The sequence below is a fragment of the Flavobacterium sp. GCM10022190 genome (assembly GCF_042656445.1).
In the GTDB taxonomy this organism is placed as follows: Bacteria; Bacteroidota; Bacteroidia; order Flavobacteriales; family Flavobacteriaceae; genus Flavobacterium; species Flavobacterium nitratireducens.
Genome location: NZ_JBHSOQ010000002.1, coordinates 586,045 through 600,923, shown reverse-complemented (window position 1 = coordinate 600,923; position 14,879 = coordinate 586,045). Strand labels below are relative to the sequence as shown.

Below are 14,879 nucleotides of genomic sequence, written 5' to 3'. Positions count from 1 at the left end.
AAATTAACATCTCTATGAAATCAATTTACATAATGCTATTGCTAACTATAACATCAATAGGAAAAGCACAAATCAGTTCCATAAAAGGAAAAATACAAACCGAAAACACCCCCGAATACCTATATGCATCGGTTATTATCAAAGAAAACAACAAACAAGTTGATGCTGATAAAAACGGAAACTATACTATAAAAAATTTACAGTCTGGCACCTATACCTTACTTTTCACAGCATTGGGTTATATCAATCAAGAAAAAAAAGTAACTATTAGCGATAATGAAAACAAAAACATCAATGTAATTTTAAAAGAAAACATCAACGCTTTACAAACAGTTGAAATAACTGGTAGAAAAGAAAAATCATATAAAAACACCCGTTCTTTTATTGGAGCAAAAACTGAAATCGCACTAAAAGACTTACCCCAATCAGTATCGTATGCTACTAAAGAATTAATTGCCGACCAAGGAACAATGCGCATCGGTGAAGTAGTTAAAAATTTTAGCGGTGTAACACAATATACCTTTTATGACGACATTTCGATACGTGGGTTTAGAATAAACGGACAAAGCAACACGCAATTATTGAACGGATTACGTACTTCAACCGGTTTCTGGAAACAACCATTAACGAACTACTTAGAAAGAGTCGAAGTATTAAAAGGACCTTCTTCCGCCCTATTTGGAAACGCTTCGCCAGGTGGAGTGGTCAATCGTGTAACCAAAAAGCCGTTGGAGCAAGCAGCAAATAGCATTAGTTTTTCTACGGGAAGTTTCAACACATTAAGAACATTGGGGGATTTCACCGGACCTTTGAACGAAGAAAAAACACTTTTGTACCGTTTAAATTTGGGTTACGAAAATGCCAATTCTTTTAGAGATTTACAATTTGACAAAAACATAGTGATTGCACCATCCTTTTCATTTTTACCTAATGATAAAACAAGAGTCAACTTTGATTTAATTTATAATAACTCCAAAAGTATTCTCGACAGAGGTCAATCTACGTATGAGAATGATTTGTATTCTACTAATATTAGACAGTCTCTAAACGCAACAAATGATTATCTTAATGAAGAAACTTATATTCTTACTACTTCATTAAATCATCAATTTACTGACAAACTATCCTTTTCGGCTTCTTACATTAGAACAGGATACAATGAGGATTTATTGGAACACCGTGGAGCTAACAAATATGCAGTAGATGGTGATGGTAATTCTATTCCTACCGCAATTGAAATGCAGCTTTTCATGAGAAAAAGAAAAAGATATATTGATAATATTTCCAACTTTTTTGTGTACAAAACACAAACCGGAAAACTAGATCATAACATTGTTGTTGGATATGATTATGCACAGGAAAAACTTCCGGCAGGAGGTTCTCAATTAGAAGCCAAAGGTTATAGAAATGCCGCTAACACAGGCGCTATTAACACTTACAATCCAAACAATAAAAGCGCTTATTTATTAGATGCTAATGGAAATCCAGTTCCTAATGTTGCTCATTTTGACTTATCAAATCCTTACAGTTCACAGCAATTAAAAGATATCAGTAAATATTTTTATACGACGAGAGCATATGATCCTACTTTCTATTCTACTTATGGTGTTTATTTGCAAGACCAAATAAAATTAGGCCCTTTGAAAGCCTTAATTGGATTGCGTTACGATGAGTATATCGACAGAGAAAATTACACTAAACAAAATGAAAAGAAAGTAAAACAACATTCGTTATTACCACGATTAGGTCTTACCTATACCTTAAACTCAAATATCAATTTATACGGAACCTACGTAAAAGGATACAATCCGCAAACCGCTTCAGTACTTGCTAATCCTAATGCCGGAGGACCTTTTGATCCTTTAGAAAGCAATATGATTGAATTTGGAGGAAAATCATCATGGTTCAACGAAAGTTTATTAGTAACCTTATCACTTTATAAAATAAAAGAAAAAAACAGTTTGTATAGTGCCAATGACAGCAGTAATGTTGATTTAATGAGAGCAATTGGCGAACAAGAATCTAAAGGAATTGAAATTGACATCAATGGACGTATCAATACCCAATGGAGCATCTCGGCAGCTTACTCTTTTAATGAAGCCAGTATTACCGACAGCCCTGTAGCTAGCGAAATAGGACGACAAAAACCAAATACTCCTAAACACCAAGGAAACATCTGGACAAAATACAATTTTACCGATGGGGTATTAAAAGATTTTGGAATTGGCTTTGGATCTAACTTTGTAACTACAAGAAACCTAAGCAATAATGCTACGCAAACTATTCCGGGTTATACGATCATGAATGCCGCTTTGTATTACAATATTAACAAATTCAAAATACAGCTGAACGCTAATAATCTAGCTAATAAAACCTATTGGGTTGGAGGATACGACTACATCCGATTATTCCCGGGAGCTCCTAAAAACTGGCTATTAACTCTTGGATATACATTCTAATTGCAGTTTATTTGTAAACAAACACACTATTGATTAATGGACAAAACAATAAAAAAAAGCATTGGAAAAATACATTTATGGCTCGGACTTTCGTCCGGGCTTATTGTATTCATAGTAGCATTAACGGGAAGTTTATTGGTCTTTGAAAAAGAAATTGATTCCTTTTTACATCCTGAATTGTATAAGGTAGAGAACATTGGTTCAACTAAAAAGCCCATTGACGAGGCAATTAAAAATTTAAACAAATCATTTGCAATTGATTCTATTCAACGTATTTACACTTATCAGGAAGCTCAAAAAACAGCATTAATTATTGCAAAAACGAAAGACAAAAAAACATTTTACTTTGCTATCAATCCCTATACTGCAAAAGTTATTGGAAGTATCGAACCAACAAAACATTTCTTTACAATAGTCAATCACTTACACCGAAATCTTTTGTTAGGTAAAACAGGAAAATTAATAACGGGAATCTCTTGTTTGACTTTTATAATATTACTTATCAGTGGCTTGTGTTTGTGGTGGCCCAAAAAACGTAAAAACCTCAAACAAAGATTAACCATCAAATGGAAGGCTTCGTTTAAAAGAGTTAATTGGGATTTTCATTCTACTTTAGGTTTTTACAGTTTTTTATTTTTATTAATCATAGCACTTACAGGATTAACTTGGTCGTTTAAATGGTTTGAAAACAGCCTGTATTATATAACAGACGGTGTTGCAAAAAAACCATCCATCAAAGTCGCAAACCCACCAAAACCGCAAAACATAAATCATCAAACTTATTTTTATCAAAATATTATAGACCAGACCAATACCCTTTTTCCGTACCAAGGAAACATTCAAATACGTTTACCCAATGATACAGTAAATAGTATTTTAGTAACCAAAGAAAATACAGAAAAAACAATCCCAAATCAATCTAGCATCGCTTATTTTGACCGATATACAGGTGCAAACATTCAGACTAAACCTTATGAATCTTTTAGTCAAGGCGATAAATTAAGACGGATTATTTACCCTATTCACACAGGAAGTATTTATGGTTTACCCACTAAAATTATTGCTTTTTTAGTTTGTCTAGTTGCGGCAACAGCTCCAATAACCGGTTTTATAATCTGGTGGGGACGCAAGAGAAAGTAACCAATAAAAAAACGCTAAAAGAAGAAATATATTTTTTCTTTTAGCGTTTGTAGTTTTTAAGAAACCACTATACTAATTTTTGTTGTACCAAATCTAAAACCAAATCGAATTGCTCTTCTCTGTTTAAATTGGAATTATCAATTTCGACAGCGTCTTCTGCCTTAACTAAAGGAGAATTACTACGGTGGGTATCAATATAATCGCGTTCTTCTACATTGTGCAGCACCTCTTCAAAAGTTACCATATCGCCTTTTTGAATTAATTCGCCATAACGTCTTTGCGCACGGGTTTGTGCACTTGCTGTCATGTAAATTTTAAGCTCAGCATCAGGAAAAACTACTGTTCCTATATCCCTTCCGTCCATCACGACACCTTTGTCTTTGCCCATTTGTTGCTGTTGTTCTACCAATTTCGAACGAACTTCTGGAATTTCGGCCACCTTACTCACAAAACTAGAAACCGCAATGGTACGAATTTGTTTTTCTACATTTTCACCATTTAAATACATTTCGGCAAAACCTAAATCTGGATTGAATTGAAACTGCAATTGAATGTTTGGCAAACTTTTTATCAAGGATTCTTTGTCTAAATAATCGGTTTTAATGAAGCCATTTTGCATTGAAAAAAGAGCAATCGCACGATACATAGCGCCTGTATCCACATATACATAACCCAAGGCTTTAGCCAATTGTTTAGCCAAAGTACTTTTCCCTGTAGATGAAAAACCATCTATTGCAATTGTAATCTTTTTATCCAAAATATAAGTCTTCTAAATAGGTTGTCATTAAAACGATAAAAGTACATTATTTTAAGTTTAGCATACAAAAAATTCCTTGATATAATTAACAACAAAAACGGCTGTCGATAATGTCAACAGCCGTTTGATAAAATTTTTAAAAAGAAATTATTTTGATCTTGTAAATGGAATGGTTGTTTCGGCATCTACAATCATATCAAATCCCGATTTATCATCTTTAAATTTAAATTTTAACCCTGTACGTTTTGATTCGAATAAATTTTCTCCTATCGGATCCACAATAAAAGAAGCATAATCTGGAATATCTACGTTTAAAAAAGTATTTTTTTCAGATACGGTAATTTTATAAGGAACTCTTGGATTAGAATAAGATCCTATATATGGCGCAGGATCAATTGCTTTTTCTACTAAGCCTGTTCCTGCTTTCCAAATATTATTTTCTGGATTACTATCTGGAAACACATGTTCCGGGTCAAGGGTAATACTTTCTACTTCTTCAGTTGAAGGATGTTTGAAAGTCCACTCAATATTTTTTTGCCAAATTTCAACAGGCAATTTTACTCTATCTACTTTGCCACTTTTAAATTTAATATCCATTATAACTGGCATAGGCATTTTTTCGAAATTTTCTATAGTAATAAACACTCCATTTGCAGGATTATTTTTTACATATTTAATTGAATTTACACCTTGATCAAACTTCCAATTATTTTGGAACCAACCTCTCCAAAACCAACTCAAATCCTCTCCTCCTAAATTTTCCATCGTTCTAAAGAAATCATCTGGCTGTGGATGTTTGAAAGCCCAACGTTTAATGTAAGTCCTGAAAGCCAAATCAAAACGCTCTGGTCCTAAAACTTGCTCTCTTAAAATTACTAAACCAGCACTTGGTTTAGAATAACACAATTCACCAATATTAGCTTCTTTCATATTATCAGGAGAAGTCATAACTGGTTCTAATTCGGGGTCAGTATAAATAAGACTGGCTTCATGCATGTCTTCTTTTTCATGCTTGTACTCTCCGTTATTAAAATCATGATTACTTAAACTATTGATAAAAGTATTAAATCCTTCATCCATCCATCCAAACAAGCGTTCATTAGAACCAACAATCATTGGGAACCAGTTATGCCCAAATTCATGGTCAGTAACGCCCCATAATCCTTGTCCTTTTGATTTCCAACTACAAAAAACAATTCCTGGATACTCCATTCCTCCTTCATTACCAGCAACATTCGTTGCCACTGGATAAGTATATTCAAACCATCTTTTTGAATAATTTTCTATTGAATATTTTACATATTCTGTTGAACGACCCCATGCCTGATTTCCGGCACTTTCCTCTGGATAAACCGAAAGGGCTAAAGATTTTTTTCCACTTGGCAGATTAATTCGAGCACCATCAACTATAAATGCTGCCGAAGAAGCCCATGAAATATCACGAGAATTCAATAATTTAAATTTCCAAGTTTTAGTAGTTGTTCCTTTATTTTTAGCAGCCAAAACTCCTTCTAGCGAACGAATCATTACTGTTTTATCACTAGCCTTTGCTTCGTTGTACTTTTTTAATTCATCTGCCGAAAAAACCTCCGTAGGATTAATTAATTCTCCTGAACAAACAACAATATGATTAGATGGAGCAGTAATCGAAATATCAAAATTACCGTACTCTAAATAAAATTCAGAAGCACCTAAATACGGATTGGTATTCCATCCTCTCACATCATCGTATACACACATTCTTGGATACCATTGAGCGATTGTAAAAATCTTTCCATTTTTAGTTTCTAAAACACCTGTTCTGTCCGAACCTTCGTTTGGAGAGATGTATGAAAAATCAATTTTAAACTCTACTTTACCACCTTTTGCTTTTAATTCAGATGGAAGAAACAATTGCATACGAGTATCTGTAATGACAAATTTAGCTTCAACTGGATTAATTGGTTTGTTATCGATTTTAGTAATTTTAACCGATTTGATTTTATGACCTCCATCAAAAACCTGTCCTTGTCGGCCATTTCTACTTCCTGTAATAGGAACAACAGCCTCACCTCTTGAATCTGATTTGAATAAATTTTGATCTAAATTCAACCATAAAAAAGACATTGAATCTGTACTGTTATTAGTGTAGCTAATAATATCAGTTCCAGTAATTTCATTTGTTTTTTCATTCAATACCGCCGTTAATTTATAATCGGCTCTATTTTGCCAATAAGCAGCACCTGGCTGTCCGCTGGCTGAACGTGTTAATGTTCCATTGTTTTCATAAAAAAAAGGAGCAAAAGCATCACGATAATTATAATTAGAAACTTGTTTTGACGGAGTGTTTTCTTGTGCTACAAGCGAAGTTCCTCCCAGTAATACTACTATTTGAAAAATAGCGCTAAACTTATTTATTTTCATATTTTTTCCTATTTTAGACAAATTAATAAAAAAATATACATATGTTTTCGATGTTTTATAAATTTAATTGAATTTTAAGATATTTTTCCTGAGCATTAAACCAAATATCGCTACATTCGCTTAAGCTTTAATTATTTTATACAGTGATAACTACTATATCTAATTCTATACTTTCGGCCAAAATCAATCACAAAGGAGCTGAATTATTTTCTTTAACATCCTTAAAAAACAATCAGGAATACATCTGGGAAGGCAATCCAGATTATTGGGGAAAACATTCCCCTATTTTATTTCCTATTGTTGGTACGCTTAAAGACAATAAATATCATATTGCCGACAAAGATTATGAATTAAACCGACATGGGTTTGCCAGAGACATGACATTTGAATTGATAGATAAACATGAAAATAGTGCTACCTTTTCAGTTCAATCTTCTGATGAAACCTTGAAAGTATATCCGTTTGATTTCGAATTACAAATCCGATATAGTCTTGAGGAAAACAAATTAAATATTGAATATACAGTCCTCAATAAAACAGCTGCAAAATTACCTTTCTCAATTGGTGCACACCCAGCTTTTACATTAGATGGAAATTTTGAGGATTACCAACTTGAATTTGAAAAAAATGAACCACTCGAATTCAATTTACTAGAGAATAATTTAATTTCAAATCAAACTGAATTTTTAGAAAAAAAAGGAGGTCTAGTTGAATTACGACATCAACTCTTTGAAAACGACGCTTTAATTTTTAAAAAGTTAGAATCAAAAAGTGTAAGTCTCTTAAAAAATAAAAATCCCTTTTTAAAAGTACATTTTCAAGGTTTTCCACATTTAGGGATTTGGACTCCAAACAACGCTCCTTTTCTTTGCATTGAACCTTGGTATGGCTATTCGGACACTAATGGATCTGATGGAAATCTTTTTAATAAAGAAGGAATCCAGATTATTGATGCCAATAAAACTTTCAACTCTAAATTTATAATTGAAATTATTTAATCAAACTTAGACAAGGACTTTACATACAATTCCTCTACTTTTTTTCGAGCCCAATTGGTTTTTCGTAAAAAAGTCAAACTGGATTTTACACTTGGATCATGAGAAAAGCAGCGTATAGGAATCAATTCGGCTAAAGTATCAAATCCATAATAATCGGCTAATTTTTCTACTATAACTTTTAAAGTTACACCATGAAGCGGATCATTTGATATTGGTTTTTCCATAAATGCAAAAATAATTCAAATTCGTTTAAAAATTGTGGTTTTTTACTAATTGTTTCTACATTTGTAGCTATGCTAAAGACAGTCAACATACTCAACAAGAGAGCGCGATTTGATTACGAGATAATCGAAAAATATACTGCTGGAATTGTACTGGCGGGAACTGAAATCAAATCCGTCCGATTAGGAAAAGCGAATATTACTGAAAGCTTCTGTGAATTTAATGAAAAAAACGAACTTTTCGCAATTAACACCTATATTGAAGAATACGCTTTTGGAAATCAATTTAATCATAAATCCAGAAGTGAACGAAAATTGCTTTTGAACAGACGCGAATTAAAAAATCTTGCCCGAAGTGTACAAGCTAAAGGTTTAACAATCATACCTCTTCGATTATTTACAAGCGAAAAAGGAATTGCTAAACTAGAAATTGGACTTTGTAAGGGTAAGAAAAATTACGATAAACGAGAATCTTTAAAAGAACAGGATACTAAAAGGGATTTAGATCGAATCAAGAAATCGTTTAATTGATTAAAATCACCCGAAACTTCTTTATACAAATCAGATGAATCCTAAGAATCTATTTCGAATAACCCCAAAAAAAGTTTTGTATTATGGAAGAATGTATTTCAGTTTTTGATATGCTTAAAATAGGTATTGGCCCTTCAAGTTCCCATACCTTAGGTCCGTGGCGTGCTGCTGAAAGATTTTTAAAAGAAGTACGAGAGCAAGGACTTCTACATACAGTTGCAACAATTGAAGTTAATCTTTATGGTTCACTTTCCCTTACCGGAAAAGGTCACGCTACTGATTTAGCGATTATGTTAGGACTCAGCGGACAAGACCCCGAATATATTCCGGTACAAAACATAAACACAATAATCGAAAAGATTCAACAAGAAAAGAAAATCAATTTAGGAAATGAAATAGTAACCCCTTTTGATCCTTCCAATGCTATTATTTTCAACAAGCAGTTTTTGCCATTTCATGCCAATGGAATGACCCTATCGATTACTACTAAAAATGATGAAACATACAGTAATACCTATTACTCAATTGGTGGTGGTTTTGTGGTAAATGAAGAACGTGAAGAAGCAAAAAACAAATTAGAACTCAAATGCGCTTTTCCTTATCCAATTGATAATGCTGACCAATTATTAAAACATTGCCAAGCCGAGAATAAAAAAATATCTGAAATTGTATACGAAAATGAAAAGTCAATGCATTCAGAAGAAGATTTACATAATGGCTTAATGCGAATTTGGGACACCATGCTTGAATGCATGTATATTGGATGCCATTCAGAAGGAATTTTACCTGGAGGACTTAATGTAAGAAGACGAGCATTTGACATGCACAAAAACCTTATTGGTTTATCACAATACGATGCTCCACAAAGTTGGCTGGAACAAATTCGTTTGACCGAAGTTAAATTTAGACAAATATTACAATGGGTAAGTTGTTTTGCATTAGCTGTAAACGAAGTCAACGCTTCACTGGGAAGAGTGGTTACCGCTCCTACTAACGGAAGTGCAGGTGTAATTCCAGCTGTTTTAATGTATTACATGGTCATCGAAAATCATCAAGCAGACGAAAACGAAATCAAACAATTTTTATTGGTAGCCAGCGAAATTGGCAGTGTTTTTAAGCAAGGTTCAACTATTTCTGCTGCAATGGGTGGATGTCAAGCCGAAATTGGTGTTTCATCATCAATGGCAGCCGCAGCACTATGCGAATTAATGGGCGGAACTCCGGAGCAAGTTTTAATTGCTGCCGAAATTGCTATGGAACATCATTTGGGATTAACCTGTGATCCTATTGGTGGATTAGTTCAAATTCCTTGTATTGAAAGAAATACAATGGGCGCAATTAAAGCGATTAATGCCGCTGAATTAGCCTTAGGAACCGACCCCAAAAACACAAAAGTTCCTTTAGATAAAGTAATCAAAACCATGTGGGAAACCGCTAAGGACATGAACTATAAATACAAAGAAACTTCAGAGGGAGGATTAGCAGTTGCAGTAAGTTTATCCGACTGTTAAATCAATTTTTATCTTCTAATAAAGGAACAAAACGAAACTCACCCAATTCATGTTTTTCGAATTGGGTTTCGTTTTTACGAATAAGTAAGGTCATAATTTGTACTTCTTCACCTAATGGAATTACTAATCTTCCTCCTATTTTCAACTGCGCCATTAAAGGTTGTGGAATAACCGGTGCGCCAGCAGTTACAATAATGCTATCAAAAGGCGCATAAGTTGGTAAGCCTTTATAACCATCTCCAAAAGTAAGATGCTTCGGTCGGATTCCTAATTTTGGCAACAAAACCGAGGTTTGTTTGAACAATTCATTCTGCCTTTCTACACTGTAAACTTTAGCCCCCATTTTGCACAATACTGCTGTTTGATAACCAGATCCTGTACCAATTTCCAATACTTTATGATCTTTTTTCACTTCTAATAACTGCGATTGAAAAGCAACAGTATAAGGCTGGGAAATTGTTTGTCCTGCTCCAATAGGAAATGCCTTATCTTGATAGGCATAATCTTCAAAACTGGAGTTTAAAAACAGATGTCTTGGAATTTTTTTAATCGCATCAAGCACTGCTAGATCAGTAATCCCTTTTTGTTGCAAAGTGCTTACTAATTGATTGCGAAGTCCTTGATGTTTGGCAGTATCTTTCAATGTTTAGGGTTTATTTTTTTGTAAAAATAACAGTAAAAATTCCAAAAAGCAAAATCCAAAATCCAAATCAATTATACTATTTTTTCAATTTGAATTTCCTACTTTTGTTAAAAATACATTATCATGCTAAAAGTAGGAGTTTTAGGTGCTGGTCATCTTGGAAAAATTCATTTGCGTTTATTACAACAGTCTGAAAAATACGAATTGGTTGGTTTTTATGATGAAAATCAAGAGTACGCTCAAAAAATTGCTAAAGAATTTGGATATACTAACTTTAATACCATTGCTAAATTAATTCATGCCGTAGACGTAATTGATATTGTAACTCCTACCCTTTCCCACTATAAATGTGCAAGAACTGCCATAAAATCAGGGAAACACGTTTTTATTGAAAAACCAATCGCTAATACTATTGAAGAAGCAGAAGAAATTATCGCTTTGGCTAAAGAGTACAATGTTAAAGGGCAAGTTGGTCACGTAGAACGTTTTAATCCAGCCTTTATAGCTACTAAAAACATGATTGAAAGCCCAATGTTTATTGAAACACACCGTTTGGCTGAATTCAATCCTCGAGGTACCGATGTTCCAGTGGTTTTGGATTTAATGATCCATGATATTGATGTGATTTTGAGTGTGGTAAAATCAAAAGTAAAAAACATTAGTGCTAGCGGAGTATCGGTAATTAGTGAAACTCCGGATATTGCTAATGCCCGAATCGAATTTGAAAATGGATGTGTTGCCAACTTGACAGCCAGCCGAATTTCGATGAAAAACATGCGCAAAACCCGTTTTTTTCAAAAAGATGCTTACATATCAGTTGATTTTTTAGAAAAGAAATGTGAAGTAGTAAAAATGAAAGACGCTCCTGAAGTTCCGGGAGATTTTGATATGATTTTGCAAAATGCTGAAGGTGTGAAAAAACAAATCTATTTTTCAAATCCTGATGTACAGCAAAACAATGCCATCTTAGACGAATTAGAAACATTTGCAGATGCCATTAACAACGATACAACACCAATTGTAACACTGGATCAAGCTACCGATGCTTTAAGAGTAGCGCATCAAATTATAGCTTGTTTTAAGAAATAATTCAAAAAACAAGTTCAAAGTTTAAGGTTTAAAGTTGTTATTAATAACTCTAAACCTTAAACTTTTTAAATTTAATAAATTTAGAGAATGAAAATAGTAGCAGTAATAGGTGCAGGAACAATGGGCAACGGAATTGCTCATACTTTTGCTCAAAACGGTTTTACGGTAAAATTAGTTGACATTTCCGAAGAAGCTTTAGAAAAAGGCATGAATACTATTTTTACCAATTTGGACAGAATGCAAAAAAAAGGAAGCATTACTGCCGAAGATAAAATAAAAACCCTTTCAAATATTATTTGCTATACCGACATTGAAGATGGCGTTGTAGGAGCTGATTTAGTCATTGAAGCTGCTACCGAAAATCTTGATTTAAAACTTAGAATCTTTAGAAAGCTGAACGAATACTGTTCGCACAACACTGTTTTTGCAACAAACACTTCTTCTATTTCCATTACACAAATTGCTGCTACTGTGGCGCATCCTGAACGTGTCATTGGAATGCATTTTATGAATCCAGTACCAATAATGCCTTTGGTCGAAGTTATTCGTGGTTATAACACCAGCAACGAAGTAACAAAGTTCATCATGGATTTATCTGTAAAATTAGGCAAAACTCCAGTTGAAGCTCATGATTATCCAGGATTTGTTGCCAATAGAATTTTAATGCCCATGATTAACGAAGCTATTGAAACGCTATACAACAAAGTGGCCGGTGTAAGCGAAATCGACAATGTAATGAAATTGGGAATGGCGCATCCAATGGGGCCTTTACAACTTGCTGATTTCATAGGATTGGATGTTTGTCTTTCGATTATGAATGTATTGTATGATGGTTTTAAAAACCCTAAATACGCTCCTTGTCCCCTTTTAATCAATATGGTGAATGCTAAAAAACTGGGTGTAAAATCGGGAGAAGGATTTTACGATTATAGTGAAAGCAAAAAAGCAGAAAAGGTTGCTAAACAGTTTCTTTAGTTGAATTAGTTAAATAAAATATTGAACATGTCGATACAATCCAATTTAGAAAATATAAAATCCACCTTACCCGAAAAAGTTACACTGGTTGCGGTTTCTAAAACCAAACCAGTATCGGATTTAATGCAGGCTTATGAAGCAGGTCAACGAATTTTTGGCGAAAACAAAATTCAGGAAATGACTGAAAAATGGGAACAAATGCCAAAAGACATTCAATGGCACATGATTGGTCATGTTCAAACCAACAAAGTGAAATTCATGGCACCTTTTGTGAGTTTGATTCACGGAGTAGACAGTCTGAAATTATTACAAGAAATCAACAAACAGGCTCAAAAAAACAACCGTATAATTGATTGTTTACTTCAAATGCATATTGCCGAAGAAGAAACAAAATTTGGACTTAACGAAACCGAATTGAACGAAATCCTTGATTTTATTCAAAACAACAAAGAAGAATTACAAAACATTCGAGTGGTAGGTTTAATGGGAATGGCTACTTTTACTGATAATCAGGAGCAAATCAAAAAAGAATTTACTCATTTAAAAACTATTTTTGATATGGTAAACCAACTTCCAACTTCTAACATCCAACTCCTAACTTTGTCCATGGGAATGTCTGGAGATTATAAAGTTGCCATTGATTGTGGCAGCAACATGATTAGAGTTGGAAGCAGTATTTTTGGAGGAAGATAAACATGAACTCGACATTACAAGGAACAAAGTCATTTAAACAGCTTAATGAAATTGCTTCGTTCCTCGCAATGACACTTAAAACGGAATACTTATTTTGTACGCAATATTAGACATAGAAACCACTGGAGGTCAATATAATGAAGAAGGCATTACCGAAATTGCTATTTATAAGTTTGATGGCCATCAAATAGTGGATCAATTTATCAGTTTGGTCAACCCTGAAATTCCCATTCAGCCGTTTGTGGTAAAATTGACTGGAATTAACAATGCAATGTTGCGCTCGGCTCCTAAGTTTTATGAAGTAGCTAAGCGCATCATTGAAATCACTACTGATTGTATTTTGGTAGCCCATAATGCTGATTTTGATTACCGCATCCTTCGAACAGAGTTCCGTCGTTTGGGTTATGATTTCAATACTAAAACGCTTTGTACTGTAGAGCTGTCAAAGAAATTACTACCAGAACAAACTTCTCACAGTTTAGGAAAGTTAGTTCGTGCTTTGGGTATTCCAATGGCCGACAGGCATCGTGCTAGTGGCGACGCCATGGCAACGGTTAAGTTATTCAAAATGCTATTGGAAAAAGACCTTGAAAAAACAATCATTACTGGTCTAATCAAAACAGAAATTAAAAAAGGAATTGCGCCAAAACTACTAGATATTATTGAAAGTTTACCTTCTAAAACAGGAGTCTATTACATACACAATCAAAATGGTATTATCATTTACATTGGCAAAAGCAATAATATCAAAAAAAGAATCAACCAACATTTTACTGGAATTACAAAAAAAAGCAAACGAATTCAAAACGATGTTTATACCGTAAACTATGATGAAACAGGAAGTGAGTTAATTGCGCTATTAAAAGAAAGTTTAGAAATTAAAATCAACAAACCAATTCTTAACCGAGCACAGCGTAAAAATATCTTTATCTATGCGCTTTATTTAGAAACAGATACTAACGGCTACTTAAACCTTAAATTACAAAAAACAGACGGTCGAAAAAAGGAAATAACTTCATTTGCCTCTCTACAAGAAGGAAAATCATTTTTATACAAAATAACAGAAGAATTTGAACTATGCCAAAAAATCAATGGTCTCTATGATTCCAAAAAAGAATGTTTCCAATATAATTTAAAAGAATGCAAAGGCGCCTGCATCAATCAAGAGCCTGTAGAAAGTTACAATGAACGTGTTCAAAACTGCATTAAAAGCCTTTCATTTGAAAATAAAAACATGATTATTATTGATCGTGGTCGAAATATAAATGAAAGAAGTGCTGTATTAGTTGAAAATGGACTATTCAAAGGCTATGCTTTTTTTGATTTAAATTACCAAATAACAAACCCTGATATTTTAAAAAACATCCTCATTCCGATGGAAAACAACAGAGATGTTCAACGTATTATTCAAGCTTACATCAGAAAAAAGAAAGCATTAAAAATCATTCATTTTTAAGCC

13 protein-coding genes are annotated in these 14,879 nt (G+C 33.5%); 9 read left to right on the top strand and 4 right to left on the bottom strand.

Annotation, left to right across the window (positions count from 1 at the left end; translation table 11 throughout):
• Positions 1-14: 14 nt before the first annotated feature.
• Together ACFPTQ_RS09460 and ACFPTQ_RS09455 are read left to right on the top strand one after the other, a co-directional pair.
• A complete protein-coding gene (locus tag ACFPTQ_RS09460; protein WP_379776789.1) occupies positions 15-2,459 on the top strand; it encodes a TonB-dependent siderophore receptor in 2,445 nt (814 codons plus the stop codon).
• 36 nt (positions 2,460-2,495) lie between these two features.
• Complete coding sequence (locus ACFPTQ_RS09455) at positions 2,496-3,599, top strand: PepSY-associated TM helix domain-containing protein (protein WP_379776786.1); 1,104 nt, start codon at positions 2,496-2,498, stop codon at positions 3,597-3,599.
• Between the two features lie 67 nt (positions 3,600-3,666).
• Here the strand turns inward: ACFPTQ_RS09455 and cmk are convergent, their stop codons facing one another.
• Together cmk and ACFPTQ_RS09445 are read right to left on the bottom strand one after the other, a co-directional pair.
• Positions 3,667-4,356 carry a (d)CMP kinase gene (gene cmk / locus ACFPTQ_RS09450; RefSeq protein WP_379776783.1) on the bottom strand — a complete coding sequence of 230 codons (690 nt, stop codon included), beginning with the start codon at positions 4,354-4,356 and terminating at the stop codon, positions 3,667-3,669.
• 147 nt (positions 4,357-4,503) lie between these two features.
• Positions 4,504-6,759: a M1 family metallopeptidase gene (locus ACFPTQ_RS09445; protein WP_379776780.1), complete on the bottom strand. Its 2,256-nt coding sequence runs from the start codon at positions 6,757-6,759 to the stop codon at positions 4,504-4,506.
• Positions 6,760-6,902: 143 nt separating this feature from the next.
• On the opposite strand from ACFPTQ_RS09445, the gene ACFPTQ_RS09440 reads away from it, so the two are divergent.
• The gene (locus tag ACFPTQ_RS09440; protein ID WP_379776778.1) at positions 6,903-7,757 is read left to right on the top strand and encodes an aldose 1-epimerase family protein; all 855 of its coding nucleotides are present in this window, start codon (positions 6,903-6,905) and stop codon (positions 7,755-7,757) included.
• On the opposite strand, the gene ACFPTQ_RS09435 is transcribed toward ACFPTQ_RS09440, so the two are convergent.
• Entirely contained in the window at positions 7,754-7,981 is a 228-nt protein-coding gene (locus tag ACFPTQ_RS09435; RefSeq protein ID WP_379776775.1) for a VF530 family DNA-binding protein, read from the bottom strand. The two genes, ACFPTQ_RS09440 and ACFPTQ_RS09435, sit on opposite strands and share 4 nt — an antisense overlap.
• Before the next feature lie 69 nt (positions 7,982-8,050).
• Between ACFPTQ_RS09435 and smpB the strand changes: the two genes are divergently transcribed.
• Together smpB and ACFPTQ_RS09425 are read left to right on the top strand one after the other, a co-directional pair.
• Complete coding sequence (gene smpB / locus ACFPTQ_RS09430) at positions 8,051-8,509, top strand: SsrA-binding protein SmpB (protein ID WP_379776772.1); 459 nt, start codon at positions 8,051-8,053, stop codon at positions 8,507-8,509.
• An 83-nt stretch (positions 8,510-8,592) separates the two neighbouring features.
• The gene (locus tag ACFPTQ_RS09425; protein ID WP_379776769.1) at positions 8,593-10,020 is read left to right on the top strand and encodes an L-serine ammonia-lyase; all 1,428 of its coding nucleotides are present in this window, start codon (positions 8,593-8,595) and stop codon (positions 10,018-10,020) included.
• 1 nt (position 10,021) lies between these two features.
• Here ACFPTQ_RS09425 and ACFPTQ_RS09420 read toward each other — a convergent pair whose 3' ends face one another.
• A complete protein-coding gene (locus ACFPTQ_RS09420; RefSeq protein ID WP_278035559.1) occupies positions 10,022-10,663 on the bottom strand; it encodes a protein-L-isoaspartate(D-aspartate) O-methyltransferase in 642 nt (213 codons plus the stop codon).
• Between the two features lie 123 nt (positions 10,664-10,786).
• Between ACFPTQ_RS09420 and ACFPTQ_RS09415 the strand changes: the two genes are divergently transcribed.
• From ACFPTQ_RS09415 to ACFPTQ_RS09400, 4 genes are all read left to right on the top strand, one after another.
• Positions 10,787-11,752 (top strand): Gfo/Idh/MocA family protein, encoded by a 966-nt coding sequence (locus ACFPTQ_RS09415; protein WP_278035558.1) that lies wholly within the window; start codon positions 10,787-10,789, stop codon positions 11,750-11,752.
• 87 nt (positions 11,753-11,839) lie between these two features.
• On the top strand, positions 11,840-12,727 hold the full coding sequence (locus ACFPTQ_RS09410) for a 3-hydroxyacyl-CoA dehydrogenase family protein (protein ID WP_379776765.1): 888 nt from the start codon (positions 11,840-11,842) through the stop codon (positions 12,725-12,727).
• A 27-nt stretch (positions 12,728-12,754) separates the two neighbouring features.
• On the top strand, positions 12,755-13,420 hold the full coding sequence (locus ACFPTQ_RS09405; protein ID WP_379776762.1) for a YggS family pyridoxal phosphate-dependent enzyme: 666 nt from the start codon (positions 12,755-12,757) through the stop codon (positions 13,418-13,420).
• A gap of 94 nt (positions 13,421-13,514) precedes the next feature.
• On the top strand, positions 13,515-14,876 hold the full coding sequence (locus ACFPTQ_RS09400; RefSeq protein ID WP_379776759.1) for an exonuclease domain-containing protein: 1,362 nt from the start codon (positions 13,515-13,517) through the stop codon (positions 14,874-14,876).
• Positions 14,877-14,879: the final 3 nt, after the last annotated feature.

Coding starts and splice junctions, on each gene's coding strand:
- ACFPTQ_RS09405 (WP_379776762.1), top strand. CDS start 12,755: ATGTCGATACAATCCAATTTAGAAAATATAAAATCCACCTTACCCGAA.
- ACFPTQ_RS09460 (WP_379776789.1), top strand. CDS start 15: ATGAAATCAATTTACATAATGCTATTGCTAACTATAACATCAATAGGA.
- ACFPTQ_RS09415 (WP_278035558.1), top strand. CDS start 10,787: ATGCTAAAAGTAGGAGTTTTAGGTGCTGGTCATCTTGGAAAAATTCAT.
- ACFPTQ_RS09455 (WP_379776786.1), top strand. CDS start 2,496: ATGGACAAAACAATAAAAAAAAGCATTGGAAAAATACATTTATGGCTC.
- ACFPTQ_RS09410 (WP_379776765.1), top strand. CDS start 11,840: ATGAAAATAGTAGCAGTAATAGGTGCAGGAACAATGGGCAACGGAATT.
- ACFPTQ_RS09445 (WP_379776780.1), bottom strand. CDS start 6,759: ATGAAAATAAATAAGTTTAGCGCTATTTTTCAAATAGTAGTATTACTG.
- ACFPTQ_RS09425 (WP_379776769.1), top strand. CDS start 8,593: ATGGAAGAATGTATTTCAGTTTTTGATATGCTTAAAATAGGTATTGGC.
- smpB (WP_379776772.1), top strand. CDS start 8,051: ATGCTAAAGACAGTCAACATACTCAACAAGAGAGCGCGATTTGATTAC.
- ACFPTQ_RS09435 (WP_379776775.1), bottom strand. CDS start 7,981: ATGGAAAAACCAATATCAAATGATCCGCTTCATGGTGTAACTTTAAAA.